Source organism: Pseudomonas sp. PF05, from assembly GCF_056521845.1.
Window position 1 is genome coordinate 188,363 of the sequence record NZ_JBWLPW010000007.1, and the last position, 26,300, is coordinate 214,662.

At 62.2% G+C, this 26,300-nt stretch carries 28 protein-coding genes; 15 read left to right on the plus strand and 13 right to left on the minus strand.

The window, feature by feature from the left end; genetic code table 11:
* The first annotated feature begins 177 nt into the window (after window positions 1–177).
* Complete coding sequence (locus AC09SL_RS14075; RefSeq protein WP_058545323.1) at window positions 178–1,143, plus strand: EamA family transporter; 966 nt, start codon at window positions 178–180, stop codon at window positions 1,141–1,143.
* A gap of 323 nt (window positions 1,144–1,466) precedes the next feature.
* A complete protein-coding gene (locus tag AC09SL_RS14080; RefSeq protein WP_058545322.1) occupies window positions 1,467–2,327 on the plus strand; it encodes a CAP domain-containing protein in 861 nt (286 codons plus the stop codon).
* 201 nt (window positions 2,328–2,528) lie between these two features.
* Here the strand turns inward: AC09SL_RS14080 and AC09SL_RS14085 are convergent, their stop codons facing one another.
* From AC09SL_RS14085 to ggt, 4 genes are all read right to left on the minus strand, one after another.
* The gene (locus AC09SL_RS14085; RefSeq protein ID WP_058545321.1) at window positions 2,529–3,164 is read right to left on the minus strand and encodes a Vgb family protein; all 636 of its coding nucleotides are present in this window, start codon (window positions 3,162–3,164) and stop codon (window positions 2,529–2,531) included.
* A 34-nt stretch (window positions 3,165–3,198) separates the two neighbouring features.
* The gene (locus AC09SL_RS14090; RefSeq protein ID WP_058545320.1) at window positions 3,199–4,425 is read right to left on the minus strand and encodes a hypothetical protein; all 1,227 of its coding nucleotides are present in this window, start codon (window positions 4,423–4,425) and stop codon (window positions 3,199–3,201) included.
* A gap of 11 nt (window positions 4,426–4,436) precedes the next feature.
* Window positions 4,437–4,970 carry a cysteine hydrolase family protein gene (locus AC09SL_RS14095; RefSeq protein ID WP_058545319.1) on the minus strand — a complete coding sequence of 178 codons (534 nt, stop codon included), beginning with the start codon at window positions 4,968–4,970 and terminating at the stop codon, window positions 4,437–4,439.
* Between the two features lie 100 nt (window positions 4,971–5,070).
* Window positions 5,071–6,798, minus strand: coding sequence for a gamma-glutamyltransferase (gene ggt / locus AC09SL_RS14100; protein ID WP_058545318.1), 1,728 nt, complete (start codon window positions 6,796–6,798; stop codon window positions 5,071–5,073).
* 162 nt (window positions 6,799–6,960) lie between these two features.
* On the opposite strand from ggt, the gene AC09SL_RS14105 reads away from it, so the two are divergent.
* Window positions 6,961–7,392, plus strand: a complete 432-nt coding sequence (locus AC09SL_RS14105) for a GNAT family N-acetyltransferase (protein ID WP_058545317.1) — start codon at window positions 6,961–6,963, stop codon at window positions 7,390–7,392.
* Between the two features lie 66 nt (window positions 7,393–7,458).
* Here AC09SL_RS14105 and AC09SL_RS14110 read toward each other — a convergent pair whose 3' ends face one another.
* A complete protein-coding gene (locus AC09SL_RS14110) occupies window positions 7,459–7,809 on the minus strand; it encodes a hypothetical protein (protein WP_058545316.1) in 351 nt (116 codons plus the stop codon).
* A 141-nt stretch (window positions 7,810–7,950) separates the two neighbouring features.
* Here AC09SL_RS14110 and AC09SL_RS14115 point away from each other — a divergent pair, with 141 nt between their 5' ends.
* The 8 genes from AC09SL_RS14115 (at window position 7,951) to AC09SL_RS14150 (ending at window position 12,281) form a co-directional block, all read left to right on the plus strand.
* Window positions 7,951–8,211, plus strand: coding sequence for a hypothetical protein (locus AC09SL_RS14115; protein ID WP_014337702.1), 261 nt, complete (start codon window positions 7,951–7,953; stop codon window positions 8,209–8,211).
* 2 nt (window positions 8,212–8,213) lie between these two features.
* Complete coding sequence (locus AC09SL_RS14120) at window positions 8,214–8,549, plus strand: DUF6388 family protein (RefSeq protein WP_058545315.1); 336 nt, start codon at window positions 8,214–8,216, stop codon at window positions 8,547–8,549.
* Window positions 8,550–8,810: 261 nt separating this feature from the next.
* Window positions 8,811–9,203 carry a sulfurtransferase complex subunit TusD gene (gene tusD, locus AC09SL_RS14125; RefSeq protein ID WP_058545328.1) on the plus strand — a complete coding sequence of 131 codons (393 nt, stop codon included), beginning with the start codon at window positions 8,811–8,813 and terminating at the stop codon, window positions 9,201–9,203.
* Window positions 9,203–9,565 carry a sulfurtransferase complex subunit TusC gene (gene tusC / locus AC09SL_RS14130; protein ID WP_058545314.1) on the plus strand — a complete coding sequence of 121 codons (363 nt, stop codon included), beginning with the start codon at window positions 9,203–9,205 and terminating at the stop codon, window positions 9,563–9,565. Before tusD ends, tusC begins: the two co-directional genes overlap by 1 nt.
* Window positions 9,565–9,858, plus strand: coding sequence for a sulfurtransferase complex subunit TusB (gene tusB, locus AC09SL_RS14135; protein ID WP_058545313.1), 294 nt, complete (start codon window positions 9,565–9,567; stop codon window positions 9,856–9,858). Before tusC ends, tusB begins: the two co-directional genes overlap by 1 nt.
* On the plus strand, window positions 9,855–10,190 hold the full coding sequence (locus tag AC09SL_RS14140) for a TusE/DsrC/DsvC family sulfur relay protein (protein WP_003203314.1): 336 nt from the start codon (window positions 9,855–9,857) through the stop codon (window positions 10,188–10,190). Before tusB ends, AC09SL_RS14140 begins: the two co-directional genes overlap by 4 nt.
* Complete coding sequence (locus AC09SL_RS14145; RefSeq protein ID WP_058545312.1) at window positions 10,187–11,188, plus strand: glycosyl transferase family protein; 1,002 nt, start codon at window positions 10,187–10,189, stop codon at window positions 11,186–11,188. Before AC09SL_RS14140 ends, AC09SL_RS14145 begins: the two co-directional genes overlap by 4 nt.
* 88 nt (window positions 11,189–11,276) lie before the next feature.
* Window positions 11,277–12,281: a glutathione S-transferase family protein gene (locus tag AC09SL_RS14150; RefSeq protein WP_058545311.1), complete on the plus strand. Its 1,005-nt coding sequence runs from the start codon at window positions 11,277–11,279 to the stop codon at window positions 12,279–12,281.
* A 121-nt stretch (window positions 12,282–12,402) separates the two neighbouring features.
* Here the strand turns inward: AC09SL_RS14150 and cysG are convergent, their stop codons facing one another.
* The 6 genes from cysG to AC09SL_RS14180 all read right to left on the minus strand — a co-directional run bounded on the left by cysG (window position 12,403) and on the right by AC09SL_RS14180 (window position 20,134).
* The gene (gene cysG, locus AC09SL_RS14155; protein ID WP_064106935.1) at window positions 12,403–13,797 is read right to left on the minus strand and encodes a siroheme synthase CysG; all 1,395 of its coding nucleotides are present in this window, start codon (window positions 13,795–13,797) and stop codon (window positions 12,403–12,405) included.
* A complete protein-coding gene (gene serS, locus AC09SL_RS14160) occupies window positions 13,798–15,078 on the minus strand; it encodes a serine--tRNA ligase (protein WP_058545310.1) in 1,281 nt (426 codons plus the stop codon).
* A 15-nt stretch (window positions 15,079–15,093) separates the two neighbouring features.
* Window positions 15,094–15,468, minus strand: a complete 375-nt coding sequence (crcB, locus tag AC09SL_RS14165) for a fluoride efflux transporter CrcB (protein ID WP_058545309.1) — start codon at window positions 15,466–15,468, stop codon at window positions 15,094–15,096.
* A complete protein-coding gene (locus tag AC09SL_RS14170; RefSeq protein ID WP_058545308.1) occupies window positions 15,465–16,790 on the minus strand; it encodes a replication-associated recombination protein A in 1,326 nt (441 codons plus the stop codon). Before AC09SL_RS14170 ends, crcB begins: the two co-directional genes overlap by 4 nt.
* Before the next feature lie 257 nt (window positions 16,791–17,047).
* Window positions 17,048–17,671 (minus strand): outer membrane lipoprotein periplasmic chaperone LolA, encoded by a 624-nt coding sequence (gene lolA, locus AC09SL_RS14175; protein ID WP_058545307.1) that lies wholly within the window; start codon window positions 17,669–17,671, stop codon window positions 17,048–17,050.
* Window positions 17,672–17,728: 57 nt separating this feature from the next.
* Entirely contained in the window at window positions 17,729–20,134 is a 2,406-nt protein-coding gene (locus tag AC09SL_RS14180) for a DNA translocase FtsK (protein ID WP_058545306.1), read from the minus strand.
* A gap of 308 nt (window positions 20,135–20,442) precedes the next feature.
* Here AC09SL_RS14180 and trxB point away from each other — a divergent pair, with 308 nt between their 5' ends.
* From trxB to infA, 4 genes are all read left to right on the plus strand, one after another.
* The gene (gene trxB, locus AC09SL_RS14185; protein ID WP_058545305.1) at window positions 20,443–21,402 is read left to right on the plus strand and encodes a thioredoxin-disulfide reductase; all 960 of its coding nucleotides are present in this window, start codon (window positions 20,443–20,445) and stop codon (window positions 21,400–21,402) included.
* A gap of 81 nt (window positions 21,403–21,483) precedes the next feature.
* Window positions 21,484–22,164: a leucyl/phenylalanyl-tRNA--protein transferase gene (gene aat, locus AC09SL_RS14190; RefSeq protein ID WP_058545304.1), complete on the plus strand. Its 681-nt coding sequence runs from the start codon at window positions 21,484–21,486 to the stop codon at window positions 22,162–22,164.
* A 57-nt stretch (window positions 22,165–22,221) separates the two neighbouring features.
* Window positions 22,222–22,929 (plus strand): arginyltransferase, encoded by a 708-nt coding sequence (locus tag AC09SL_RS14195; protein WP_058545303.1) that lies wholly within the window; start codon window positions 22,222–22,224, stop codon window positions 22,927–22,929.
* A gap of 122 nt (window positions 22,930–23,051) precedes the next feature.
* Window positions 23,052–23,270 carry a translation initiation factor IF-1 gene (gene infA, locus AC09SL_RS14200; protein ID WP_002553999.1) on the plus strand — a complete coding sequence of 73 codons (219 nt, stop codon included), beginning with the start codon at window positions 23,052–23,054 and terminating at the stop codon, window positions 23,268–23,270.
* 158 nt (window positions 23,271–23,428) lie between these two features.
* Here infA and clpA read toward each other — a convergent pair whose 3' ends face one another.
* Both clpA and clpS read right to left on the minus strand, forming a co-directional pair.
* Window positions 23,429–25,699 carry an ATP-dependent Clp protease ATP-binding subunit ClpA gene (gene clpA, locus AC09SL_RS14205; protein WP_003203340.1) on the minus strand — a complete coding sequence of 757 codons (2,271 nt, stop codon included), beginning with the start codon at window positions 25,697–25,699 and terminating at the stop codon, window positions 23,429–23,431.
* Window positions 25,700–25,728: 29 nt separating this feature from the next.
* Window positions 25,729–26,091, minus strand: coding sequence for an ATP-dependent Clp protease adapter ClpS (clpS, locus tag AC09SL_RS14210; RefSeq protein WP_003180089.1), 363 nt, complete (start codon window positions 26,089–26,091; stop codon window positions 25,729–25,731).
* Window positions 26,092–26,300 lie beyond the last annotated feature (209 nt).

Genomic DNA, 26,300 nt, shown 5'->3' on the forward strand with positions numbered 1-26,300 from the left:
TGTGCGTAATGTGCAGATCTTGCGAGGCGACCGCACCCATGCACCAGAGCGCACAGGCCTGCGAACCTCGTCCTTGCAACCCATGAGGTAAAAACCTTACAGTCGTACGACAACCTATAACTAAAAATAGCTGATCCGAGGCCTTTTGCCTTGGCGGCCGCCTTCGAGACACCTGCCATGACCCGTTCCACTGTCACACCTGCTACCACCGCGCCGTTACCCCGCCACCTCGCCGTGCTTATCCTGCTGTGCATGGGCTGTGCCTTCGCCGGCAACCACGTCGCCGCGCGGGCCGCGTTCGATGACGGTGCCGGTGTGCTGCTGGCGATCTTGCTGCGCTCGGGCGGGACGCTGCTGGTGTTGGCGGCGATGGTGCTCTGGCAGCGGCAGAGCTTGCGCCTGCCGCCCGGTGCGTGGCGCTGGCAATTGGCGCTGGGGCTGTTGATCGGCGCCCAGAGCCTGTGCCTGTACTCCGCCGTAGCCCGTGTGCCCGTGGCGTTGGCGCTGTTGGTGGGCAATGTGTTTCCGATCCTGCTGGCCTTGCTGACCTGGGCGCTGGGCGGGCCACGCCCGACGGCGCGCACTGCCGCGTTGATGGGCATGATCCTGGTGGGCCTGGTGTTCGTGCTGGAAGTGCCGGCGCGGTTATCGTCCGCACAGAGCGTTGGCCCGCAATGGCTGCTGGGGGTGGGCCTGGCCTTTTGCGCTGCTTGCGCCTTTGCCTGCGCACTGTGGATCACCGATCACAAGTTGTCCCAGGTGCGCGGCTCGGTCCGCAGCCTGCTGACGATCTTCATCGTCTTCAGCAGCGTCAACCTTGCCGGTCTCACCGGTGCCCTGCCCGGCGGTTTCGACCTGCCGGCCAGCAGCACCGGTTGGTTCGCCCTGGCGACCCTGGTGGTGCTCTATGGCACCGGGTTCACTGTGCTGTTCATTTCGGTGCCGCGCCTGGACATGCCGCGCAACGCCCCGGTGATGAACATCGAACCGCTGGCCACGCTGCTGATCGGCTGGCTGGTGCTGGACCAGATGCTCAACCCGGGCCAGGTGATGGGCGGCGCGATTGTGGTGACGGGCATCGTGTTGCTGACCTATCGCAAGGTTGAACGGGTCAAGGTGCCTGTGGCTGAAGCGGCGAATTGAACTGGCGCCCCGCTGGGCTAGCGTAGGGGCTGTCGAGTGCAGCGAGGCTGCGATCTTGTCCCTGACAATTGAGTCGCAAGCGAACGATCAAAGGATCGCAGGCTTCGCCAGCTCCTACAGGGTGGGGCGACGTTTGGCTAAATCCCCCGCCACAATGTGTTGCGCCAGCCCACAGATAGTCTTCGTCCTCCGGAAACTTGTTTCAAAACCCACAGTCCTACCCCAGCCGTGAAAACCCCGCCGACCTGCAGCGACGGGTTTTCCAACTGATCGGCGCCAAGCCTGGCGCTAAAGCACCTCTCCTTCCTTGAGCCGTTCGCCCCATGCGCCACCCTGTACGCTCTTGCCGTTTCGTTTGGCTGTGCTTGCTTGTCCTGTTTTCTCTATTTGCCAGCCCCGCCCACGCCCGCGGCGAAAGGCAACTGGTGGACGCCATCAATGATTTCCGTAGCCAGTCGCGCCGTTGCGAATGGCGCACGGTGCGTGCCACCCAGCCGCTGGTGCTGCGTTCGAGCCTGGGCTTGCCGATCGGCTTTCGCGGTGGCCTGCGGGAAACCTTGAAAGACGCCGGCTATCAAGCCCGGGCCGTGCGCAGCATCCGCCTGACCGATGCGCGAAACGCCGAAGAAGCCTTCGACCTGCTGACAGACGAACATTGCGCCGCTTTGCTGGACAACCAGTACGCCGACATTGGTGTCAATCGGGTCGGTGATGAGTGGCGTGTGGTGCTGGCGCAGCCCATGGGTGGCACGCGGATAAGTGATGCGGGTGCGGCGGACAAGACGCTGCTGGCCCAGGTCAACGCCGCCAGGGCCAAGCCACGGATGTGCGGGCGCCAGCGCTTCGCGGCGGCCCGGCCACTGAGCTGGAACGCCGCGTTGGGAACCGCCGCCCAAGGCCACAGCCGGTCGATGGCCCGCGACAATTATTTCGCCCATCGCGACCCGGACGGTCGCTCCACTTCCGATCGGGCCAAGCGCGCCGGTTTTCGCGGACGTAAATTGGGCGAGAACATCGCCGCCGGACAACGCTCGCCGAGCCAGGCCATGCACGACTGGCTGGCCAGCCCGGGGCACTGCGCCAACCTGATGAACCCGATGTTCACCCAGATGGGCGCAGCTTCCGCCAGCGATTCGCGCAGTGATGCGGGGGTGTACTGGACGATGGTACTTGGTGCGCCGTAAAACACCATTCCCAGCGCTGAGCCATCCGCTGTTGTGGCGAGGGCGCTTGCTCCCGCTGGATTCTGTATGAGCTGGCGAAGGCTCGGGCCGCGTTCGGACGATCTTTTGATCTTGGTCTTTCGCTTTTGACTCAATTGTCAGTGGAAAGATCGCAGCCTCGCTCCGCTCGACAGCTCCTACACAGTGCCTACGGGGCCCAGCTCATTGCGCCGGCCGACGCACCGCCCTCACCTTGCCACTGCCACCGCCGCCACAGAAAAACCGCTCGGCGCCGTCGGACTCCAGCCCCGACACGCCGATACCAGGCGGCATTGCCACGCTTTCCAGCACTTGCGCCGTTTGCGGATCGATACGCCGCAGGTCACTCTCGTCATTTTCCCAGGTGCCGTGCCAAAGCTCGCCATCGACCCAGGTCACGCCCGTGACAAAGCGGTTGGATTCGATGGTGCGCAGCACCCTTCCGTCGACCGGATCGATCTGCAGGATCTTGCGTGCCTTGTACTGACCGACCCAGAGCGATCCTTCGGCCCACGCCAGACCGGAATCATCACCGCTGTTGGGGGCCGGAATGGTCGCCAATACCTGACCGGTGCGTGGATCGATCTTGCGGATGCTGTCGCCGGCGATCTGGAATAAATGCTCACCGTCGAACGCCGTGCCCGCATTTGCCGGGATATCGAGCGAATGCACGGGCTGGCCGCTGGAGGGATCGAGGGCATGCAACTTGTCGCCTGAAGCGAACCAGACGCGCTCGCCGTCATGGCTCACGCCGTGCACGCAATCGACGCCCGGGAAAGGACCGTATTCACGCAGGATCTGTGCCTCTGAACGTTTCATCTCACTCGCCTCATCAGTGGGGTGTGACTGCAGCCTAATCCTCGGATGGCAGCGCGGTGAGTAACAATACCGTCGCGAATCCGGGCATCGGGGGCGCCATCCAGCGACGGGCCCTGGCGCGTCCGAACGACTGCGCCTTGCTGGCGGCGGCCAGCGTTTCCAAGGCCCGCTGCACGCTACGCTGACTGATGTCCAGGGCCAGCGCCAGGGCTGAACTGGACCAGGCTTCACCGTCGGCCAGCAATGCCAGCACCGCCCCATAAGGCTCCTCGACAACTCGCGCCAGCACCACGACCTCGTCGGCTTGTCGCGGCACCAGGGTAAAACCGCGCGGGGTTGCCCTCACGTCAGCCAACGGACGCAGCGTCGCCCGCAACCGTCCCATCTCGACCCGCAGCCGGGCGCGATGAGATTCATCCGTCAGCTTCAAGCCGAAGGCCTGGGCCATGAGCGCTTCCCTCGACACATCGCCAGGCCAGCCTTGCGCCAACCCACGCGCCAGGGCGAACAACACCGGGCGCCGGGCAAGGCTGACCTGGATGCCAGCGCCGCTGATTCCATAGCGACACGCGTCCACCACCAGCGCCGACCCAGCCAACAGCACTTGCACCTCTTCGAGCACGAGCAAGCGCTCTTCGCCGCTGGCGATCAGGCGCGCGGCGGGTACGTGCAGTAGCCGCCAGGCGCTTTCAATTTCGGCGTTCAGCGCGCCGATGCCCGCTTGCCGTGCGGCGTGCCCGGCCCGTTCGAGGGCGGCGCGGGCGGTCTGCGTTTGCAGGCGCCGCATGGCGATTCCCGCCGCCACCAACTCGCAAGCCGCCCGTGATGCCAAGGGCAGGCAGGCAAGGTCCAGGTCAACGAGCCTGCGTTCGGCCTCGTCGAGTCGACCGATCAACAGCAGGCGGCGGATTTCGATCGTGTGGGCATGCGCGACGTTGGCCCGGTCACCGTGGGTTTCGAGCACCGCCCGCGCGGCGTCGAGGCGCTTCATCGGCCAAGCCAGGTCACGGGACGCCAGGGCGATTTCGCCTTCGGCGACCACACAGCGCGCCCGTGCCACGGCCTCCTTGGACCCGAAGGTCGCACCCGCCCGACGCATCAGGGCCCTGGCCCGAACCAGATCCCCCAACTGCGCCATGGCAATGCCGCGAAGCGCGACGGCGGGGGCATCGTTGCGCAGCGCGACGCGATTGAGCGCAGCGACAGGATCCCCCGCTGCCAGTGCTCGCGCCGCTGCGGTGATCAGAGGGTCAGTTGTCATGGGTTTTAGGGTCAGAGGCGGATGTCGGCAGCCGGCACCACATCGATCCGCGATACCGCACTGCTCAGCCGTCCCAATCGGTTGTTGTGGTTGGCGATGATCTGCTCGGCCGCCATGCTGCCGTTATCCACGGTGGAGTGGGCATCGGCCACCAAAACCACGTCGTACCCCAGGGCATGGGCCTGGCGCACGGTGGCGTTGACGCAATAGTCGGTTTGCAGCCCGCAGATCACCAGGCGGTCGATGCCTCGGGCCTGCAACAACGGTTGCAGGTCGGTCTGGTAGAAGGCATCGGCGGTGGTCTTGCGCACCCGCAGGTCATTGGCAGCGGTCACCAGGTCGGCGGCCAGTTGCCAGGCGGCAGAACCATACGTCAGCGAGCCTTCCAACTCTTCGTGCTGGATCAGGATCACCGTCAAGCCGAGGGCCCGGTTTTTGGCCGCCAGGTCGTTGATGGTCCGGATGACGCGCTGGCTGTCGAAGCACTCCTCTTCACCTGAGCACAGCGCGTTCTGGACATCGATGATCAGCAATGCGGTGTTCATGACCTTCCCTCTTCAAACCTGTAGGAGCTGTCGAGCGAAGCGAGACTGCGATCTTTGCCCGGCCCGAAAGATCGCAGCCTTCGGCAGCGCCTGCAGGGGATTAATAACCCAGCGACAACCCGGTGTTGCGACGGGGATCGTTGGCGCCGTAAAAGCGGTTCTTGCCCACCGGCTTGCCACCCAATGACGGCGCACCGACCAGGATCGCGGCAATGTGGTTGGGGTCCTGCGGACCGGCAAACTTGTGCCCCCAGCTTTCCAGCAGTTTGCGGGTATCCGGGCTGGCCGCGAACGTCTCCAGGTTGGTTTGCTCCGGCATCCACTGCTGGTGGAAACGCGGCGCATCGACCGCCTCCTGGAGGTTCATGCCGTAGTCGATCACATTGAGGATAGTCAGCAACGTCGCGGTGATGATCCGGCTGCCACCCGGGGTGCCCACCACCATGACCGTCTTGCCGTCCTTGGTGACAATGGTCGGGCTCATGGATGACAGCGGTGCCTTGCCCGGCGCGATGGCATTGGCTTCGCCCTGCACCAGGCCATACATGTTGGGCACGCCGACCTTGGCGGTGAAGTCGTCCATTTCATCGTTGAGCATTACCCCGGTCTTGCTCGCCATCACACCAGCACCGAACCAGTCGTTCAGGGTGTAGGTGACCGAAACGGCATTGCCCCACTGATCGACGATGGAGTAATGGGTGGTGTTGCTGCCCTCATGGGGCGCCACGCCGGGCTTGATCTTCTGCGAGTCGCCGGCCTTTTGCGGTTCGATCGCGGCCCGCAGTTTGGCGGCGTAGTTCTTATCCAGCAGATGGTCGATGGGGTTCTTCACGAAGTCCGGGTCGCCCAGGTAGCTGTTGCGGTCCACGTAGGCGTGGCGCATGGCTTCGATCTGATAGTGCATGCCCTGGGCCGAATGGAACCCCAGGTCCTTCATCGGATAACCGTCGAGGATGTTCATGATCTGGCACAGCACCACCCCGCCGGAACTGGGCGGCGGCGCCGAGATGATGTGGTAGCCGCGGTAGTCGCACTCCACCGGGGCCAGCTCGCGGGTCTTGTACTTGTCCAGGTCGGCCTGGGTGATGAGGCCTTTGTTGGCCTGGCTGGAGGTGACCAGCGCATCGGCGACCCAGCCCTTGTAGAAGCCGTCGGTGCCCTTGGCGGAGATTTCCCGCAGGGTCTTGGCGAGGTCTTTTTGCACCAGCTTCTGGCCGACCTGCATGGGCTCGCCGTTGTGCAGGAAGATCGCCCCGGAGTCACGCATGTCCTTCTTGAACACATCGGTGGCGGTTTCCAGCAGATCGACATCGCCCTGCTCCAGGGCAAAGCCTTCCTCGGCGAACTTGATGGCCGGGGCGATCAATTCCGCCCGCGGTTTACTGCCGTACTTCTTCAACGCCAACTCCATGCCGGAGACGGTGCCGGGCACGCCCACGGCCAGGTGTCCACGGGTGCTGAGGTCGGGGACGACGTTGCCGTCCTTGTCCAGGTACATGTTGGCGGTGGCGCCCAGGGGGGCTTTTTCGCGGAAATCCAGGAACGTCTTGCGGCCATCGGCCATTTGCAAGGTCATGAACCCACCCCCGCCCAGGTTACCCGCCGCCGGGTACACCACCGCCAGGGCATAGCCCACCGCCACCGCCGCATCCACGGCATTGCCACCGTTCTTGAGCACATCGACGCCCACGTGGGTCGCCAGGTGCTGGGCGGTGACCACCATACCGTTCTCGGCGGCCACTGGTGCCTGGGAAGCGGCGTACGTCGATAAACAACCGAGGGTCAATGACGTAGCGATGAGGGTCCGGGCTAAGGATTCGAACTTCATGAGTCGGTCTCTTCTTGTTTTAAGGATAGGGAGCGCATCAGGACATTTCAGTATGGCTTGGTTTGCGTAATGCGCCTGTATCCCTCACCCACCGGGTGACGCCACGGCAGCCTTTAAGATAGGCTTCCTGCGGTTCATCCTGACTGCATAAGGACATCGCCGATGACGCTACGAATCGAACGCACCGACACGCCCACCGACCAGGAACGCCAAGCCATCCTCGCGCCGCTACGCGCCTACAACACCGCCAAGACCGGCGGGACGGTACCTGAACTGGTGGCCTGGCTGGTGCGGGACGAACAGGACGAAATTGTAGGGGGGCTCTACGGCCGGGTGTTTTTTCGCTGGCTGTATATCGAGCTGCTGGTGGTGCCGGAACAGGCCAGGGGCCAGGGCACCGGCTCGACCCTGATGCAGATGGCCGAAGAACTGGCCCGGGAGAAAAACTGCGTGGGCATCTGGCTGGAAACCTTCGACTTCCAGGCGCCGGAGTTCTACCGCAAACACGGCTTCACGCAAATCGGCCAGATGGACGACTACCCGCCAGGCCACCAGCACTTCTTCCTCCAGAAGCGCCTGAGTCAGACCCATTGAAATACTGATCCTGTGGGAGCGGGCTTGCTCGCTCCCACACTCGATCCGGTTTTCAGTTCGAGTTGCTTAAAGACACGTCGCCAACGCCGCCAACCGGCGCTTGGCCACGAAGTCGTCATGCTTGGCGTAATAGTTCAACGTCGTACCCGTAGCACCGGTTTGCACATCGACAAACGATTCGGCAGAGCGGGTGTAGACCGTCAAGCCGCCTTGCTTGCCCGGTTGCAGGTAGGCCGCGGCATCGACACCGAACACCGCTTCGTCCTGCCAGGAGAACTGCACGCACTGGGCCACGACCTGCTCGGGTTTGTCCGAGGTCAGAATCTTGTAAGGGGCCTGGGTCCGGGCCTCTTTCATCGCCGAACCCGCGCAGCCGGCCAGCAAGGTTGCGGCCAGGGCCACGGTCAACATTCGCATTGCGTTCACTCATCAAGAAAAAAACGGACTGTAGCACTGCGACCCGGGCCTTCGTGCTGCTTTACTGAAATTTACACGGGACATCGGCCTGCGATTCGCGCACCCTGTCGCGCCATTGCCACCAGCCACGCGGAACACCCCATGACCCCCAACGCTGAATTCTACAAACCCACCGCCGAATACGCCGACAAACTGATCAGCCAGATCGGCCAGACACCGTCCTGGATCGCCAAGCGCATCGGCGTCACCGACAAGCGGATTCGCTACATCCTCGACGGCGAACGCACCGTCAAGGGCGAAACCACGCCAATCCAGATGACCTACACCGAACAGTTCGCCCTCGAATGCCTGGCGGCTGCGGCCAAGGCCAGCAAGAAACAATCTGCATCCCCCAAGGAGTGACCATGGCGGCAACCGAACAGCAACACGAACGAGCCCTGGAAAAATTCCTCGACGAGCGCCCCGAGCTGCGCGTCGAGTTGGACCACCTCAACCCGCTGCTGGCCCAGGCCAAGGGCGAGACCGCCGCGCAGTATCGCGCCGAGCGGTTGCATGAAGCCTTCGAAGCCGAGGCCGAGCGCCTGGGCCTGTTTGCCTGGGAACTGACCCTGCAACTGACCGCCGCCTCGCCCCAGGACTACCAGGCCCAACGCCTGGAAGTGCACAGGGAAGTGGCGGAGATGGCGGGGATGGAATGGGCAGAGTATTGCCAGTTGCATGGCCTCAAGCCCCAGGACTAACCCGTGGCCAGCAATTGCTCCCGCCGGGCCTGTAGGAGCTGCCGAGTGAAGCGAGGCTGCGATCTTTCCCCCGGCAGTTGAATCTCAAGCGAAGATCAAAAGATCGCAGCCTCGCTTCGCTCGACAGCTCCTACAATGCAATCGAGCAGGAGCAATCTTTCAATGCCCCTGATCCAAACAGGCTTTCTGCGCCTTTCCTGGCAATCGCCCCACCGCCCATAAAGCTTTATCATGGCCGCAGTTTTGCTGATCGGGTCTGTCATGAAGTTCGCCATCGCGCTGTTTTCCGCCGCCCATGCGCCCTCCTCGCGCCGTGCCTTGCTGTTTGCCCAGGCTGCGCTGGCGGGTGGGCATGAGATCGTGCGGCTGTTTTTCTATCAGGACGGCGTCTATAACGCCTGTGCCAGTGTCGTCACGCCCCAGGACGAACAGGACCTGCCCCAGCAGTGGCGAACCTTTGTCAGAGATAACCAGCTCGACGGCGTGGTCTGCATCGCGGCGGCGTTGCGCCGTGGGGTGTTGAACGAGGAAGAAGCCCAGCGCTACCAGCGTTCCGCGGCCAGTGTCGAGGCGCCCTGGGCCTTGTCCGGGCTGGGCCAGTTGCACGATGCCATCCAGGACGCCGACCGTTTGATCTGCTTTGGAGGCGCGTGATGGCCAAGTCTTTATTGCTCATCAGCCGCCAGGCCCCATGGTCCGGCCCCGGCGCCCGTGAAGCGCTGGACATCGCCCTGGCCGGCGGTGCGTTCGACCTGCCCATCGGCCTGCTGTTTCTCGACGATGGGGTGTTCCAGCTCAAGGCCGGCCAAAACGCCAAGGCGGTCCAGCAAAAGGACCTGAGCGCCAACCTGCAGGCGTTGCCGATGTTCGGCGTCGAGGACCTGTTTTTCTGCGCCAACAGCGCCGCCGAACGGGGTATCGCCACCGATACCCTGGCGCTGGGCGACGTGAAAGCACTGACCGCGCCGCAAATCGCCGCGCTCATTGATCGTTACGACCAGGTGATCACCCTCTGATGTCGACTTTGCATGTGTTGTCTCATTCGCCCTTCGGCGATAACCGCCTCGCCAGTTGCCTGCGGGTACTGGGCAATAAGGATGCGCTGCTGCTGTGCGGCGACGCGACGTACGCGTTGCAACCGGGCAGCTCGCCGTTTGACCTGCTGCAGGCCGCTGGCGTGAACCTGTTCGTGCTCGCCGAAGACCTCCAGGCCCGCGCCCTGGACACGCCAGACTGGGCCGAAGCCATCAACTACTCAGGTTTCGTCGAGCTGTCGATCGAGCACGACAAGGTCAACACCTGGCTATGAAGACGCTGAACGTGGGCGACCGCGCCATCGCGCTGGACAAGGACGGTTACCTGGCCGACCTTGACGACTGGTCGGCGGAGGTCGCCACGGCCCTGGCAACCGCCGAAGACATCGAGTTGGGCCCCGAGCACTGGGAGATCCTCGAACTGCTGCGCGGCTTCTACAACGAATTCCAGCTCTCCCCCGCGACCCGGCCGTTGATCAAGTACACGGCACTGAAACTGGGCGCGGACAAAGGCAACAGCCTGCACCTGAACCGATTGTTCAAAGGCACTCCCGCCAAACTCGCCGCCAAGCTGGCGGGCCTGCCCAAACCGACGAATTGCTTATGACCGACTTTCCAGCGCTGACCCTTGAGACCCCGGCCGAACACCCGTTCGCCCAGTTCGTGCGCATCCTTGGCAAAGGCAAGCGCGGCGCCCGCAACCTGACCCGCGAAGAGGCCCGCCAAGCCATGGGCCTGGTGCTCGACGAAAAGGTCGAGGACACCCAGCTTGGTGCCTTCCTCATGCTGCTGCGACACAAGGAAGAAAGTGCCGAGGAGATGGCCGGCTTCACCGAGGCACTGCGTGAGCGCCTGGTGGTCCCGGCGTTGGCGGTGGACCTCGATTGGCCGACCTACGCCGGCAAGAAACGCCATTTGCCGTGGTACCTGCTGGCAGCCAAATGCCTTGGGCAGAACGGCGTGCGGATCTTCATGCATGGCGGCGGCGCTCACACGGCAGGTCGGCTCTACACCGAACAATTGCTGGGTTTGCTGCAGATCCCACTGTGCCGGGATTGGCAGCAGGTCGGCAGCGCGCTGGACAACGGCGGCCTGGCCTTCATGCCGCTGGTGGATTGGGCGCCGCAAATGCAGCGGATGATCGACCTGCGCAACATCTTGGGCCTGCGCTCGCCGATCCATTCCCTGGCACGCATCCTCAACCCACTGGCGGCCCGTTGCGGCTTGCAAAGCATTTTCCACCCGGGCTACCAGGCCGTGCATCGCGACGCCAGCGGCTTGCTCGGTGATACCGCCATCGTGATCAAGGGTGACGGCGGTGAGATCGAGATCAACCCGGACGCCGACAGCCACCTGTACGGCACTACTGGCGGCGTCAGCTGGGACGAAGAATGGCCGCGACTGGCCGAGCAGCGCCACGTCAAACCGGAGAGCCTCGACCCCGAGCACTTGAAGGCGATCTGGCGCGGCGACGTCGAGGACAGCTACCCGCAATTGGCCCTGATCGCCACCATGGCCCTGGCCTTGCGTGGCCTGGGTCTGGCGCGCGAAGAAGCGTTCGACAAAGCCCGGCAGTATTGGGATGCCCGGGACCGTTCGATTTAACCGATCATTAGCGCCCAACCTTTGCGCTTTTAGTTCGAACCTATCGGAATAGACTCGCCTCCAACGTTTATTGGCCGAGGAGATCGAGATGGGTTTGTTAGTCGAGGGCCGCTGGCAGGACCAGTGGTATGAAAGCAAGGACGGCACGTTCCAGCGCGAACAGGCGCAACGTCGTCATTGGGTCACTGCCGACGGCAGCGCCGGCCCTTCGGGTGAGAGCGGCTTTGCCGCCGAGGCCGGGCGCTACCATTTGTATGTCTCCCTGGCCTGCCCCTGGGCGCACCGCACGCTGATCTTGCGCAAGCTCAAGGGCCTGGAAGACTTGATCGATGTGTCGGTGGTCAGCTACCTGATGCTGGAAAACGGTTGGATCTTCGACAAGGCCCACGGCTCGACAGGCGACAAACTCGACAACCTGAGCTTCCTGCATCAGCGCTACACCGCCGACACGCCGGACTACACGGGCCGCGTCACTGTCCCGGCGCTGTGGGACAAACAGCAACAACGCATCGTCAACAACGAATCGGCGGAAATCATCCGCATGTTCAACAGCGCCTTCGACGGCTTGACCGGCAACGACCTGGACCTGTATCCCGAACACCTGCGCCGCGAGATCGACGCCTTGAACGAGCGGATCTACCCGGCGGTGAACAACGGTGTGTACCGTGCCGGATTCGCCACGACCCAAGCCGCGTACGAAGAAGCCTTCGACCGGCTATTTGCCGAACTGGATTGGCTGGAGACGTTGCTGGCAAGCCGCCGTTACCTGGCGGGCGAACACCTGACCGAGGCCGACATCCGCCTGTTCACCACCATCATCCGCTTTGACGCGGTGTACTTCGGCCACTTCAAGTGCAACCTGCGGCGCATCGCCGACTATCCGAACCTGTCGAACTGGCTGCGGGAGTTGTACCAATGGCCGGGCATTGCCGAGACCGTGGATTTCACCCACATCCAGGGCCACTACTACGGCAGCCACAAGACCATCAACCCCAATGGGATCGTGCCCAAGGGACCGAGGCAGGACTTTACGGTCGCCCATGATCGGGAAAGGTTGAGTGGGAAAGGGATTTGGCGTGGGGCTGGGGATTGATCCTGGGTTTTCGCTGTATTTGAGGGACTCATCGCGAGCAAGCTCGCTCCCACATTGGACTGTCTTCAAACATGGTCCACTGTGGGAGCGAGCTTGCTCGCGATTGGGCGTGATGCGGTCTTCAGACCTGCCCCTGCGCCCCTTCAAACCACGCCAGTTTCTCGCGCAGTTGCACCACTTCCCCGACAATCACCAACGTCGGCGCGTGAACTTCGTGCTCGGCCACCAGCCGTGGCAAGTCCGCCAAAGTGCCGGTAAAGACCCGCTGGTTGGACGTCGTGCCCTGCTGGATCAGCGCAGCTGGCGTATCCGCCCCACGGCCGTGCTTGATCAGCTCGTTGCAGATCATCGGCAGGCCGACCAAGCCCATGTAGAACACCAGCGTCTGGGCCGGAGAGACCAGGTCGGCCCACGGCAAGTCGCTGGTGCCGTCCTTGAGATGGCCGGTGATGAAGCGCACCGATTGGGCGTAGTCGCGATGGGTCAGCGGGATCCCGGCGTAGGCCGCGCACCCACTGGCCGCGGTGATGCCCGGGACGACCTGGAACGGGATGCCATGGGCCGCCAGTTCTTCAATCTCCTCACCGCCGCGACCGAAGATGAACGGATCGCCACCCTTCAACCGCACCACACGCTTGCCTTGTCGGGCCAGGTCCACCAATTGCTGGTTGATCTGGTCCTGGGGCACGGCGTGTTCGGAGCGGCGCTTGCCGACGTAGATGCGTTCGGCGTCGCGCCGGCACAGTTCCAGGATTGCCGGTGCCACCAGGCGGTCGTACAGCACCACGTCTGCCTGCTGCATCAAGCGCAAGGCACGGAAGGTCAGCAGGTCCGGATCGCCTGGCCCGGCCCCCACCAGATAGACTTCGCCCGGCGCGTTCGGCGCCTGGCCGTCGATCTTTTCCCGCAGCAGGCGCTCCGCTTCAGCACCCTGCCCGGCCAGTTGACGGTCGGCGATAGGGCCCTGGAACACTTCTTCCCAGAACGCCCGTCGTTGCTGGACATCGGGAAACAAGCCTTTGACCTGGCTGCGAAAACGCGCCGCCAGCCCGGCCAGTTGCCCGTAGGTCGAAGGAATCCAGGTTTCCAGCTTGGCCCGGATCAGCCGCGCCAGCACCGGCGCGTCGCCGCCGCTGGACACTGCGATCACCAAGGGTGAGCGGTCGACAATCGCCGGAAAGATCACGCTGCACAGGGCCGGCGCGTCCACCACGTTGACCGGCACGCAACGCTTATGAGCGTCGGCCGAGACCTGAGCATTGAGTGGTTCGTCATCGGTGGCGGCAATGATCAGCCCGCAACCGTCCAGATCCGTCTCAAGGTAACCGCGCTCGACACACTCACCGCCGCTGCCACTGACCAGTTCCCGCAACTGCGGTTCGATGTCGGGTGCGACCACCCGCAGCAACGCGCCGGCATCGGCCAGCAGGCGAGACTTGCGCAAGGCAATCTCCCCGCCGCCAACCACCAGCACGCGGCTGCCGCGCAGGTTGTGGAACAGTGGCAAATAGTCCATTTAGCCGATGACCTCGATGCCGCCCATGTAGGGTTTCAACACCTCGGGCACACGGATCGAACCGTCGGCCTGCTGGTAGTTTTCCAGCACGGCCACCAGGGTACGACCCACCGCCAGGCCGGAGCCATTGAGGGTGTGGACCAGTTCCGGCTTGCCGGTTTCCGGGTTGCGGAAGCGCGCCTGCATGCGACGCGCCTGGAAGTCACCGCAGTTGGAGCACGAAGAAATCTCGCGGTACTTGTCCTGGCTCGGGATCCAGACTTCCAGGTCGTAGGTCTTGACCGCACTGAAGCCCATGTCACCGGTGCACAGCGCCAGGGTGCGATACGGCAGCTCCAGCAGTTGCAGGACTTTCTCGGCGTTGGCGGTCAGGCTTTCCAAGGCTTCCATGGACTTCGAAGGCTCGACGACCTGGACCATCTCGACCTTGTCGAACTGGTGTTGGCGGATCATGCCGCGGGTGTCACGGCCCGACGCCCCGGCTTCACTGCGGAAGCACGGCGTGTGGGCGACGAATTTGATCGGCAGTTGCTTGGCATCGACGATTTCGCCGGCGACGATGTTGGTCAGCGACACCTCGGCAGTCGGGATCAGGTACAGGTCGGCCTCGCCTTCGCGGCTGATCTTGAACAGGTCTTCCTCGAACTTCGGCAACTGGCCGGTGCCTTGCAGGGCCGGTGCCTGGACCAGGTACGGCGTGTAGGCTTCTTCGTAGCCGTGCTCGGTGACATGCAGGTTGATCATGAACTGTGCCAGGGCCCGGTGCAGACGGGCAATCGGCCCACGCAGCAAGGCAAAACGGGCGCCCGACAGCTTGGCGGCGGTTTCGAAATCCAGCCAGCCGAATTTCTCGCCCAGGGCCACGTGGTCCTGCACTGGGAAATCGAAGGCTTTGGGCGTGCCCCAACGGCGCACTTCGACGTTGCCCTCTTCGTCTTCACCGACCGGTACCGACTCGTGAGGCAGGTTCGGAATGCCCAGCAGGATCGAATCCAGCTCGGTCTGGATCGCGTCCAGCTCGACCTTGCCGGCGCTCAATTCGCCCGCCATGCGCTCGACATCGGCCATCAGCGGCGCGATGTCTTCACCGCGCTGCTTGGCCTGGCCGATGGACTTGGAGCGCGCGTTACGTTCAGCCTGCAGGGCTTCGGTGCGGGTCTGGACGGTCTTGCGCTGTTCTTCCAGCGCTTCGATCCGCGCGACGTCCAGGGCAAAGCCACGGGAAGCCAGGCGGTCCGCTACGTCCTGAAGGTTGCTACGTAACAGTTTGGAATCGAGCATGTCGGTCTCTCGTTATCAAAGTTTGGTCAAGGACAGGCCAGCCCAGGTAGCGAGCAGCCCGCCGAATACGCTGATGGCCGCATAGCCCAGGGCCAGCAGCACTTGCCCGCTTTCCAGCAGGCGCACCGTATCCAGTGAAAAGGATGAAAAGGTCGTCAGGCCGCCAAGAAAGCCGACGATCAGCCCCGCACGCACCTCGATGGGCACTTCCGGGCGTATCAAAAACAGACCGTATAGAACACCGATCAGCAGACAGCCCACGATATTAACGGCCAGCGTCGCGGTATAGAAGTGCCGTGGCCAATTTGCGTTGATCCAGTTGCCGGTGGCAAAACGCAACAGCGTGCCGGCCGCACCACCGGCGCAAACTGCAAGAATCAAGGGGATCAAGGTTTTCTCCGCTGCCGTGGACTCAAGCGGTCCAATTGCGCCAAGTGGTTGAGCTTCTCGCCGATCTTCAGCTCCAGGCCACGGGGCACCGGCTGATAGAAGCGCTGGGGTTCGAGTTCTTCGGGAAAATAGTCTTCACCGGCGGCATAGGCGTCCGGCTCATCATGGGCGTAACGGTATTCTTCGCCGTAGCCCAGCTGCTTCATGAGCTTGGTCGGCGCGTTGCGCAGGTGCAGCGGCACCTCGAGGGAACCGTGCTCGGCGGCGCTGCGCATCGCCGCCTTGAAGCCCATGTACACGGCGTTGCTTTTCGGCGCGCAAGCCAGGTAGGTGATCGCCTGGGCCACGGCAAGCTCGCCTTCCGGGCTGCCGAGGCGCTCCTGCACGTCCCAGGCCGCCAGGCACAGGCTCAGGGCCCGCGGGTCGGCATTGCCGATGTCTTCGCTGGCCATGCGCACCACGCGCCGCGCCAGGTACAGCGGATCGCAGCCGCCGTCGATCATGCGCGCAAACCAGTACAAGGCGGCGTCGGGGTTGGAACCGCGTATGGATTTGTGCAGCGCCGAAATCTGGTCGTAGAACGCCTCGCCGCCCTTGTCGAAGCGGCGCCGGGTATCGCCCAGCAGGCTTTGTAGCAGCTCGACGCCGATCTCGCTGTCGTCTTCGGCCAGGTCCGAGGCGTTTTCCAGCAGGTTGAGCAAGCGTCGGCCATCGCCATCGGCGGCTGAAAACAGGATCTGGAAGCCTTCATCGCTGAGACTCAAATGCCGCTTGCCCAGGCCGCGCTCCTCGGTCAGCGCACGATGCACCAGCTTGCGCATCGCCGCTTCGTCGAGGCTCTTGAGCACATAGACCCGCGCCCGCGACAGCAAGGCGTTATTGAGTTCGAACGAAGGATTTTCAGTGGTTGCACCGATGAAGATCAGCGTCCCGTCTTCGACGTAGGGCAGGAACGCGTCCTGCTGCGATTTGTTGAAACGGTGCACTTCATCGACAAACAGGATGGTGCGCTTGCCGTACTGTCCGGCCTGCTGCTTGGCCACTTCCACCGCCTGGCGGATTTCCTTGACCCCGGCCAGCACCGCCGACACCGTTTCGAAGTGGGCATCCGAGACTTCCGCCAGCAGCCGCGCCAGGGTGGTCTTGCCCACTCCCGGCGGGCCCCAGAAGATCATCGAATGCAGCGCGCCCTGCTCCAGCGCTTCGCGCAGGGGCTTGCCGCGGGCGAGCACGTGCTCCTGACCGACGTACTCATCCAGGTTGGTCGCGCGCAAGCGGGCGGCCAATGGTTGGGCAATCGGGGCGCTTCGAAACAGGTCCATCACTACTTATGCAACCTCCGCTGGGTCCTGATGCCGATGATCTGTGCCAGGGCAGATCTGTGGGAGCAAATTTGTAGGGGTAGATCTGTGAGAGCACATCTGTGGGAGCAAGGCTGGCCCGCGATACAGACACCTCGGTGCATCTGGTAGACCGAGGCGATGCAATCGCGGGCAAGCCTTGCTCCCACAGGCCATTTCCCGCAGGCCATTTCCCATAGACCATTTCCCATAGGCCATTCCCCACAGGGGGCCTTGGTTTATTCCTGGATCACGTCCGCACCCTTGGGGATGTCGAACTTGAACTTGGACGCAGCAATCGGCTCGTTGGCCTTGACCCCGGTGAACAGGATATTGGTGCGCTGGCCGACACTGTCGATCAGTTGCATGTCATTGACCAGGCCGTTACGGAACGACAGGCGCAGGCTGTCGAACAGACTGTCCTTGGTCTTGGGCTTGAGGGTGAAGTCAATCACGCCACCGGCTTCCTTGGCGCTGATGTCGAAGCTCTGGCTGATCTTGGAGACGTCACCGGAGAGCAGCAGCGCCGGGGTCTGGGTCAGGCGCTGGTCGAGGGTCTTGATGGTGACCTGCTCCAGGTCCGGGTCCCACAGGGAGACTTTCTTGCCATCGGAGACCATCAGTTGTTCGGCTGGCGCATCGGTGTGCCAGTAGAACAGCCCCGGACGCTGCAGGGCCATGTCGCCGGCGGTTTCCTGCAATTGGGTGCCGCTGCCGTCGAGGGTCAACTGGGAGAAACGTGCGGTCAGGGTCTGGGAGCGCTCCAGCAACTGGGTCAGGCGGGCCACGTCCTTTTCGTCGGCGTGGGCCGACAAGGTGGTCAGGGCCAGTACGGGCAACAGCAACATGCGAATCAGGCGCATGGGAGTCCTCATGAAGTCGTGGGGGTCGAGCGGCATGTCGGCAGGCCGCCCGGGTCGTTAGTCGCGCATCGGGCCCGGCGCCAGTACTTCGCGCGAGCCGTTGGTGTTCATGGCCGTCACCACCCCGGCCATTTCCATGGCTTCGATCATGCGGGCGGCGCGGTTGTAGCCAATCTTCAGCTTGCGCTGTACGGCAGAAATCGAGGCCCGACGGCTCTCCAGGACGAACTGCACCGCTTCGTCATAGAGCGCATCGGTTTCAGCATCGTCGTCACCGCCGCCACTGCTGCCCTCGAAACCGCTGCCGGCTTCTTCGACACCGTTGAGGATGTCGTCGTTGTATTCAGGAGCGCCGCGCAGTTTCCAGGCCTCCACCACGCGGTGCACTTCGTCGTCGGAGACGAACGCGCCATGCACACGAATCGGCAGGCTGGTGCCCGGCGGCATGTAGAGCATGTCACCGTGACCAAGCAACTGCTCGGCGCCACCCTGGTCGATGATGGTCCGCGAGTCGATCTTGCTCGACACCTGGAACGCCATGCGGGTCGGGATGTTGGCCTTGATCAGGCCGGTGATCACGTCCACCGACGGCCGCTGTGTGGCGAGGATCAGGTGGATACCGGCCGCACGGGCCTTCTGGGCAATACGGGCGATCAGCTCTTCGACCTTCTTGCCGACGATCATCATCATGTCGGCGAATTCGTCCACCACCACCACGATGGTCGGCAGCTTGTGCAGCAGCGGCGCTTCGTCGTGGATATTTTCGCGGTGATAGAGCGGGTCGCTCAACGGCGTACCGGCTTCTTCGGCTTCCTTGACCTTGGCATTGAAGCCCGACAGGTTGCGCACGCCCATCTTCGCCATCAGCTTGTAGCGGCGCTCCATCTCCGCGACGCTCCAGCGCAAGGCGTTGGCGGCGTCCTTCATGTCGGTGACCACCGGGCAGAGCAGGTGCGGGATGCCCTCGTAGATCGACAGCTCGAGCATTTTCGGGTCGATCATGATCAGCTTGGCGTCTTCGGGACCTGACTTGAACAGAATCGACAGGATCATCGCGTTCACGCCCACCGACTTACCGGAACCGGTGGTACCGGCCACCAGCAGGTGGGGCATTTTCGCCAGGTCAGTGATGACCGGCTTGCCGCCGATGTCGTGGCCCAGGGCCAGGGTGACCGGCGACTTGTGGTTGTCGTACTCAGGCGTGGACAGCACTTCGGAGAAGCGCACGATCTGCCGGTCTTCGTTGGGAATCTCGATGCCCACGGTGGTCTTGCCGGGAATCACTTCCACCACCCGCACGCTGGTCACGGCCAGGGAGCGCGCCAGGTCCTTCGCGAGGTTGGCGATGCGGCTGACCTTCACACCGGCGGCCGGCTGGATTTCGTAGCGGGTGATGACCGGGCCCGGGTGGATCGAGTCCACAGAGACCTCGACCCCGAACTCCTTGAGCTTGATCTCCAGCAAATGGCCGACGGCCGCCAGGGATTCGGGGGAATAGTTGAGCTGTTTCTTCTCGGCCGGGTCCAGGATCGAGATCGGCGGCAAGGTGCCTTCCACCGCGCTGTCGACGAACAGCGGCGCCTGTTTCTCTTTCTGTACGCGCTTGCTTTGCTCGGGCGGCTTGGCCGGGGCCATGGTGATGACCGGCGGCACCTGCTTCTCGCGATCGGACATGTGCTTGCTCAACGCCTGCTCACGCTCGATCAGGCGCTCCTTGACCTTGGCCTGCTCGCGCTTGTCCGGCGTCGTCGGGGCTACCACGTCGTGGACGCGGTCATCGACTTCACGCAGTTGCGCCACCAGTTGCTTGCGCTCGGTGCGTGCCGCCCACCAGCGGCTCATGGCGCCCTGGATCAGTTCGATCAGGTCGAGGGTGATCTTGCCGGTGATGTCCATGACCTTGAACCATGACAGGTCGGTGAACACCGTCAGGCCGAACAGGAACAGGGCGATGAACAGCAGCGTGCTGCCCTGGATATTCAAGGCGTTCCGGGCCAGGTCGCCGAGGCTTTCACCCAGCGCCCCGCCCGCCCCGGCCGGCAAGCCGGTGGGCGCGTGGAAATGGATGTGGGCCAGCGCAGCCCCTGACAACACCAGGAACACCAGGCCGATCAGGCGCCAGGAGAACAGCCAGCCGCTCCACTGCCACGGCTCGTGGCGCTGGCGAAAGATCTGGTAGGCCTTGATCGCCAGCAGCAGCGGGAAGATGTAGGCGAAATAGCCCAGCACCATGAACAGGATGTCGGCGCTGTAGGAACCGGCCGGACCGCCGAAATTCTGCACGTCGTCGATCTTGCTGTTATGGCTCCAGCCCGGATCGTCCTTGCCGTAGGTCAGCAGGGCCATCATCAGGAACAGGCACAGGGCACCGATGGCGATCAACGCACCTTCCTTGAGTCGGTAGTGCAATTGCTGGCGCCATAGCGGAACGACTGGTTTGGGTGCTGCGGTGGATTTCTTCAAAACGCTTCTTTTCCTGCGCCAACGGCGCGTCCATCTGTTGAATGACTATAAAAAACTGCCCATGACGAGCAGGTAAAAAAGTGAATGTGCACAACCGGTACTACTTTTACCACTGTGGGGCGCATCCAGAAAACCGCAGGTGGTGCCGAAGACTTTGACCTTTAGCCCATCCTGCGTTCAAAACTCAAGCATTGTACGGGTTTGTCCGCGCCAAGGCATTGCCTCACAGCATAGCCCGATACAGGGTGTACACGCGCCAATTGGACCATGCATTCTCTTTTGTGACAAAGGCTTATGAGGTGTTTTTTATGAGCGAAGTGAAGCATTCACGCCTGATCATTCTCGGTTCCGGCCCAGCGGGATACAGCGCAGCTGTCTATGCTGCCCGGGCCAACCTCAAACCCGTTGTCATTACCGGCCTGCAGGCCGGTGGCCAGCTCACCACCACCGTGGAAGTCGACAACTGGCCCGGCGACGTCGAAGGCCTGACGGGCCCGGCACTGATGGAGCGCATGCAACGACACGCCGAACGCTTCGACACACAGATCGTCTACGACCATGTCCACACCGCCAAGTTGCAACAGCGCCCATTTGAATTGATCGGCGACAGCGGCACCTACACCTGCGATGCGCTGATCATTGCCACCGGCGCCTCGGCCCAGTACCTGGGGCTGCCCTCGGAAGAAAGCTTCGCCGGCAAAGGGGTTTCCGCGTGTGCGACCTGCGATGGCTTTTTCTACCGCAACCAAGTGGTGGCCGTGGTCGGCGGCGGCAATACCGCAGTCGAAGAAGCCCTGTACCTGTCGAACATCGCCAGGCAAGTGCACCTGATCCATCGTCGCGACAAGCTGCGTTCAGAGAAGATCCTGCAGGACAAACTCTTCGAAAAGGCCGCCAGCGGCAATATCAAGCTGCACTGGAACCAGAACCTGGATGAAGTGCTGGGCGACGCCAGCGGCGTGACTGGCGCGCGCCTGCGCCACAGCGAGACCGGCGAAACCAGCACGCTTTCCCTGGCCGGCGTGTTCATTGCCATCGGCCATAAACCCAATACCGAGCTGTTTCAGGGCCAGTTGAAGATGCGTGACGGCTACCTGCTCGTGCGCGGCGGCGGCGAAGGCAACGCCACCGCGACCGATATCCAGGGCGTGTTCGCCGCCGGCGATGTGGCTGACCATGTCTATCGCCAGGCAATTACCTCCGCGGGCGCCGGTTGCATGGCGGCACTCGATGCGGAGAAGTATCTCGATGACATCCCGGCCGCTTGACGGTTAACCTTCCAGGCGGGCACTCGCGGATGGGCGAGGCCCGCCACCTGCCGCCCTCCCCTTCTACTACGCCGGATCCCCATGCTGACCTGGTTACAACGCAACAGCTTCGAATTCCCGCCACTGGCAAAAGCCATGCGCGATCCCAACGGGTTACTGGCCGCCGGTGGCGATCTGTCCGCCGACCGGCTGATCCAGGCCTATCGCCACGGCTGCTTCCCATGGTTTTCCGAGGGGCAACCGATCCTCTGGTGGTCGCCAGACCCGCGCACGGTACTGTTTCCCGACGAACTGCACGTATCCCGCAGCCTGGGCAAACTGCTGCGCAAGCAGCGCTATGAAGTGACGTTCGACCAGGATTTTGCGGCAGTCATCCAGGCCTGCGCCGCGCCGCGGGATTATGCCGAGGGCACCTGGATCACCGAGGCCATGCAAACCGCCTATCTGGAACTGCACCGCCGCGGCTTCGCCCATTCGGTGGAAGTGTGGGACCAAGGGGTATTGGTGGGCGGCCTGTATGGCTTGGCCATGGGGCAGCTGTTTTTTGGCGAGTCCATGTTCAGCCGGGCCGACAATGCGTCCAAATTTGGCTTCGCGATGCTGGTCCAACACCTCAAGGCCGCCGGTTTCGTGCTGATCGACTGCCAGATGCCCACCGAGCACCTGCACAGCCTGGGCGCCCGCCCGATACCACGGACTGAGTTTGCTGGCTATCTCAAGGCCCATCTGGATCAACCCAACCACGCGACCTGGGTTTGCTGAGCGACATTCGCGCTCCTGGCTTACACTTAAATTTAAAAGTTTATCCGAGGGTTGATCATGACCGAGTTGGCGCGTTTGAAGTTCTATGCCACTCAGCCCCACTCTTGCAGCTACCTGCCGGAGGAGCAGGCCACCACGCTGTTCCTCGACCCTAGCCAGCCCATGGATGTGCATGTCTACGCAGACCTGTCGGAAATGGGCTTTCGTCGCAGCGGCGATCACCTTTACCGGCCCCATTGCCAACATTGCAACGCCTGCGTCCCGGCGCGCCTTCCCGTGGCGCAATTTTTGCCCAACCGCCAGCAGAAACGCATTTTCAAGCGCAATGCCGACCTGCAGGTCCGCCCGGCCAAGCCGCAATTCACCGAAGAATATTTCGACCTGTACCAGCGCTACATCGAACAACGCCATGCCGATGGCGACATGTACCCGCCCAGTCGGGATCAGTTCTCGACCTTCCTGGTGCGTGACCTGCCATTTTCCCGCTTCTACGAGTTCCGTCTCGAAGGGCGACTGATGGCCATTGCCGTCACAGACCTGCTGCCCAATGGGCTTTCAGCGGTGTACACCTTCTACGAGCCGGACGAAGAGCGGCGCAGCCTGGGGCGGTTTGCCATCCTTTGGCAAATCAACGAAGCCCAGCGCTTGGGACTGGAGGCGGTGTACTTGGGTTACTGGATCAAAAACTGCAAGAAAATGAACTACAAGACCCAATATCGCCCCATTGAACTGCTGATTAACCAACGGTGGGTGGTCCTGAGTTAGAACCCTGCGCCTTTAAAGCTAGAACCCCTTGGCTTGACCCCCCTTTTTCGGGCACAATGCACGCCGCTTTTGCCTGGCGCAGTTGCACCGGGCCATTCACTGGATACCGAGGGCTTTACTGCATGTCGAAAGAAGACAGCTTCGAAATGGAAGGCACTGTCGTCGACACCCTGCCCAACACCATGTTTCGTGTGGAGTTGGAAAATGGGCACGTCGTAACCGCGCATATCTCCGGCAAGATGCGCAAGAACTACATTCGTATTCTTACCGGTGACAAAGTGCGCGTCGAGCTGACGCCCTATGACTTGAGCAAAGGGCGCATCACTTACCGCGCGCGCTAACAAGTCAATACAAAACGCCCGGCTGATGCCGGGCGTTTTTGTTTGTCTGCGATTTGCCTCACCCTTCAGAAACACACAGATCCCACAGGAAATCGGCGTATTTCTGAAGTCAGCAAAAAGGCGCCTTTCGGCGCCTTTTGCTTTGTTGCAACTAACGGTCAGGCCATTTCGGCCGTGGTTTCGAAGTCGAAGGTCAGCTCGCCGTCCTTGATGTCGATGTGCACCACACCGCCATGTTCGGCCAGTTCGCCAAAGAGGATTTCCTCGGCCAGCGGACGCTTGATCTTGTCCTGGATCAAGCGAGCCATCGGCCGCGCCCCCATCGTCACGTCGTAACCACCTTCGGCCAGCCAACTGCGGGCCGCATCGGTAACTTCCAGCAACACACGCTTGTCTTCGAGCTGCGCCTGAAGTTCGGTAAGGAACTTGTCCACCACGCTCTTGATGACTTCATGACTGAGGCGACCAAACTGGATAATGGTGTCCAGGCGGTTGCGGAACTCAGGCGTGAAGCTCTTCTTGATCACTTCCATCGCATCGGACGAGTGGTCCTGATGGGTGAAACCGATCGAAGCACGAGCAGCGGTTTCGGCACCGGCGTTCGTGGTCATGATGATGATCACGTTGCGGAAGTCCGCCTTGCGCCCGTTGTTATCGGTGAGCGTACCGTGGTCCATGACCTGCAGGAGCAGGTTGAAGACTTCCGGATGCGCCTTCTCGATTTCGTCGAGCAACAATACGCAGTGTGGCTGCTTGGTGATGGCTTCGGTCAACAGGCCGCCCTGATCGAAACCGACATAGCCCGGAGGCGCACCGATCAGACGCGATACGGTGTGGCGCTCCATGTACTCGGACATGTCGAAGCGAACCAGTTCGATGCCCATCGCCTTGGCCAGCTGCCGTGCCGCCTCGGTCTTGCCGACACCGGTCGGCCCGGCGAACAGGAACGAACCTACCGGTTTGTCCGGTGACTTGAGACCGGCGCGGGACAGCTTGATGGCGGTCGACAACGAGTCGATAGCCGCGTCCTGGCCGAACACCGTCAGCTTCAGGTCACGCTCCAGGTTACGCAGCAGCTCCTTGTCGGAACTGGTGACATGCTTAGGCGGAATACGCGCGATTTTCGCCACGATGTCCTCGACCTGAGGCACTTCGATGCGTTTGACGCGTTTCTCCACCGGTTGCAGGCGCTGGTAGGCACCTGCTTCGTCGATGACGTCGATGGCCTTGTCCGGCATGTGCCGGTCGTTGATGTAGCGCGAGGCCAGCTCAGCCGCAGCGCGCAGGGCTTCATCGCTGTACTCGATATTGTGGTGCAGCTCGAAACGCCCTTTCAGGCCGCGCAGGATGCCGATGGTGTCTTCCACCGAAGGCTCCGACACATCGACCTTCTGGAAGCGCCGGGCCAGGGCACGGTCTTTCTCGAAGATCCCGCGAAATTCCTGGAACGTGGTCGAACCGATGCAACGGATATCACCCGACGACAGCAACGGCTTGAGCAGGTTCGACGCATCCATGACCCCACCCGACGCCGCCCCGGCACCAATAATGGTGTGGATTTCGTCGATGAACAGGATCGCTTGCGGACGTTTTTTCAGCTCGCCGAGCAACGCCTTGAAGCGTTTCTCGAAATCGCCGCGGTACTTGGTACCGGCCAGCAAGGCACCCAGGTCGAGGGAATACACCACGCTGTTGGCCAGCAGGTCCGGCACCTGGTTGTCGACGATGCGCTTGGCCAGGCCTTCGGCGATTGCGGTCTTGCCTACGCCCGCCTCGCCCACCAGCAATGGGTTGTTCTTGCGACGCCGGGCCAGGATCTGGGCAACACGCTCGACTTCCGCTTCGCGCCCGACCAGCGGGTCAATGCGCCCCTGGCGTGCCAGTTCGTTCAGGTTGCTGGCATAGGCATCCAATGGGTTGCCTGAAGAAGAAGACTCACCGCCCTCGTCATCCTGCATATCCTGCTCACCTTCGGAATGATCGCCATGCCCCGGCACCTTGGAGATGCCATGGGCGATGTAGTTGACGACATCGATACGCGCCACGCTCTGCTGCTTGAGCAGGAACACCGCCTGGCTTTCCTGCTCGCTGAAGATGGCAACCAGCACGTTGGCGCCGGTGACTTCACGCTTGCCCGAGCTCTGTACATGGAAGACAGCACGCTGCAGGACACGCTGGAAGCCCAGGGTTGGCTGGGTTTCGCGATCCTCGTCATGAACGGGGATCAGTGGCGTGGTGGAGTCGATGAACTCCTGCAGATCATGCTTGAGTTTATCGAGGTTCGCGCCGCAGGCACGCAAAACGGTGGCGGCAGCCTCGTTATCCAATAGGGCCAGCAGCAGGTGTTCGACGGTCATGAATTCATGACGCTTCGAACGAGCCTCCTTGAAGGCAAGATTGAGGGTGACTTCGAGCTCGCGGTTTAACATAGCTTCACCTCATACCCAAGTGGTCGGCGTTAACCGTCCTTCTCGATTTCACAGAGTAGCGGATGCTGGCTTTCCCGGGCGTACTGGTTGACCTGCATGGCCTTCGTCTCGGCGATGTCGCGGGTAAACACTCCACATACTGCCCGTCCCTCTGTATGGACGGCCAGCATGACCTTGGTCGCCAGCTCGCGATTCAGGTTAAAAAACACCTCGAGCACTTCGACGACGAAATCCATCGGTGTGTAGTCATCGTTGAACAAAACCACCTTGTACATCGGCGGCGCCTGTAATGCAGGCTTTGCTTCCTGAACAGCAATGCCTGCGGAATCGTCGTCGTGTAGATCCGGGCGATCCTGATTGAATGTTAGTCGAATCTGGCTGACTGCATGCATGGAAAGAAAGGTTCGTTTAGTTGGCGAATACAGTGATGGGGGCGCTTGTGGGCGATTTCAACCACGACCACCCGGCCACCTTGACTATCGGGAAAACGGTGTTACAACCAATAGAGCCCATCGTGGGTTAAAAAGGTCCGTGGAATCTATCCTTACTTCAAGATTAGCCTGCGGATGGACTGGATGATACTCCAGTGATGGAGTGCGTT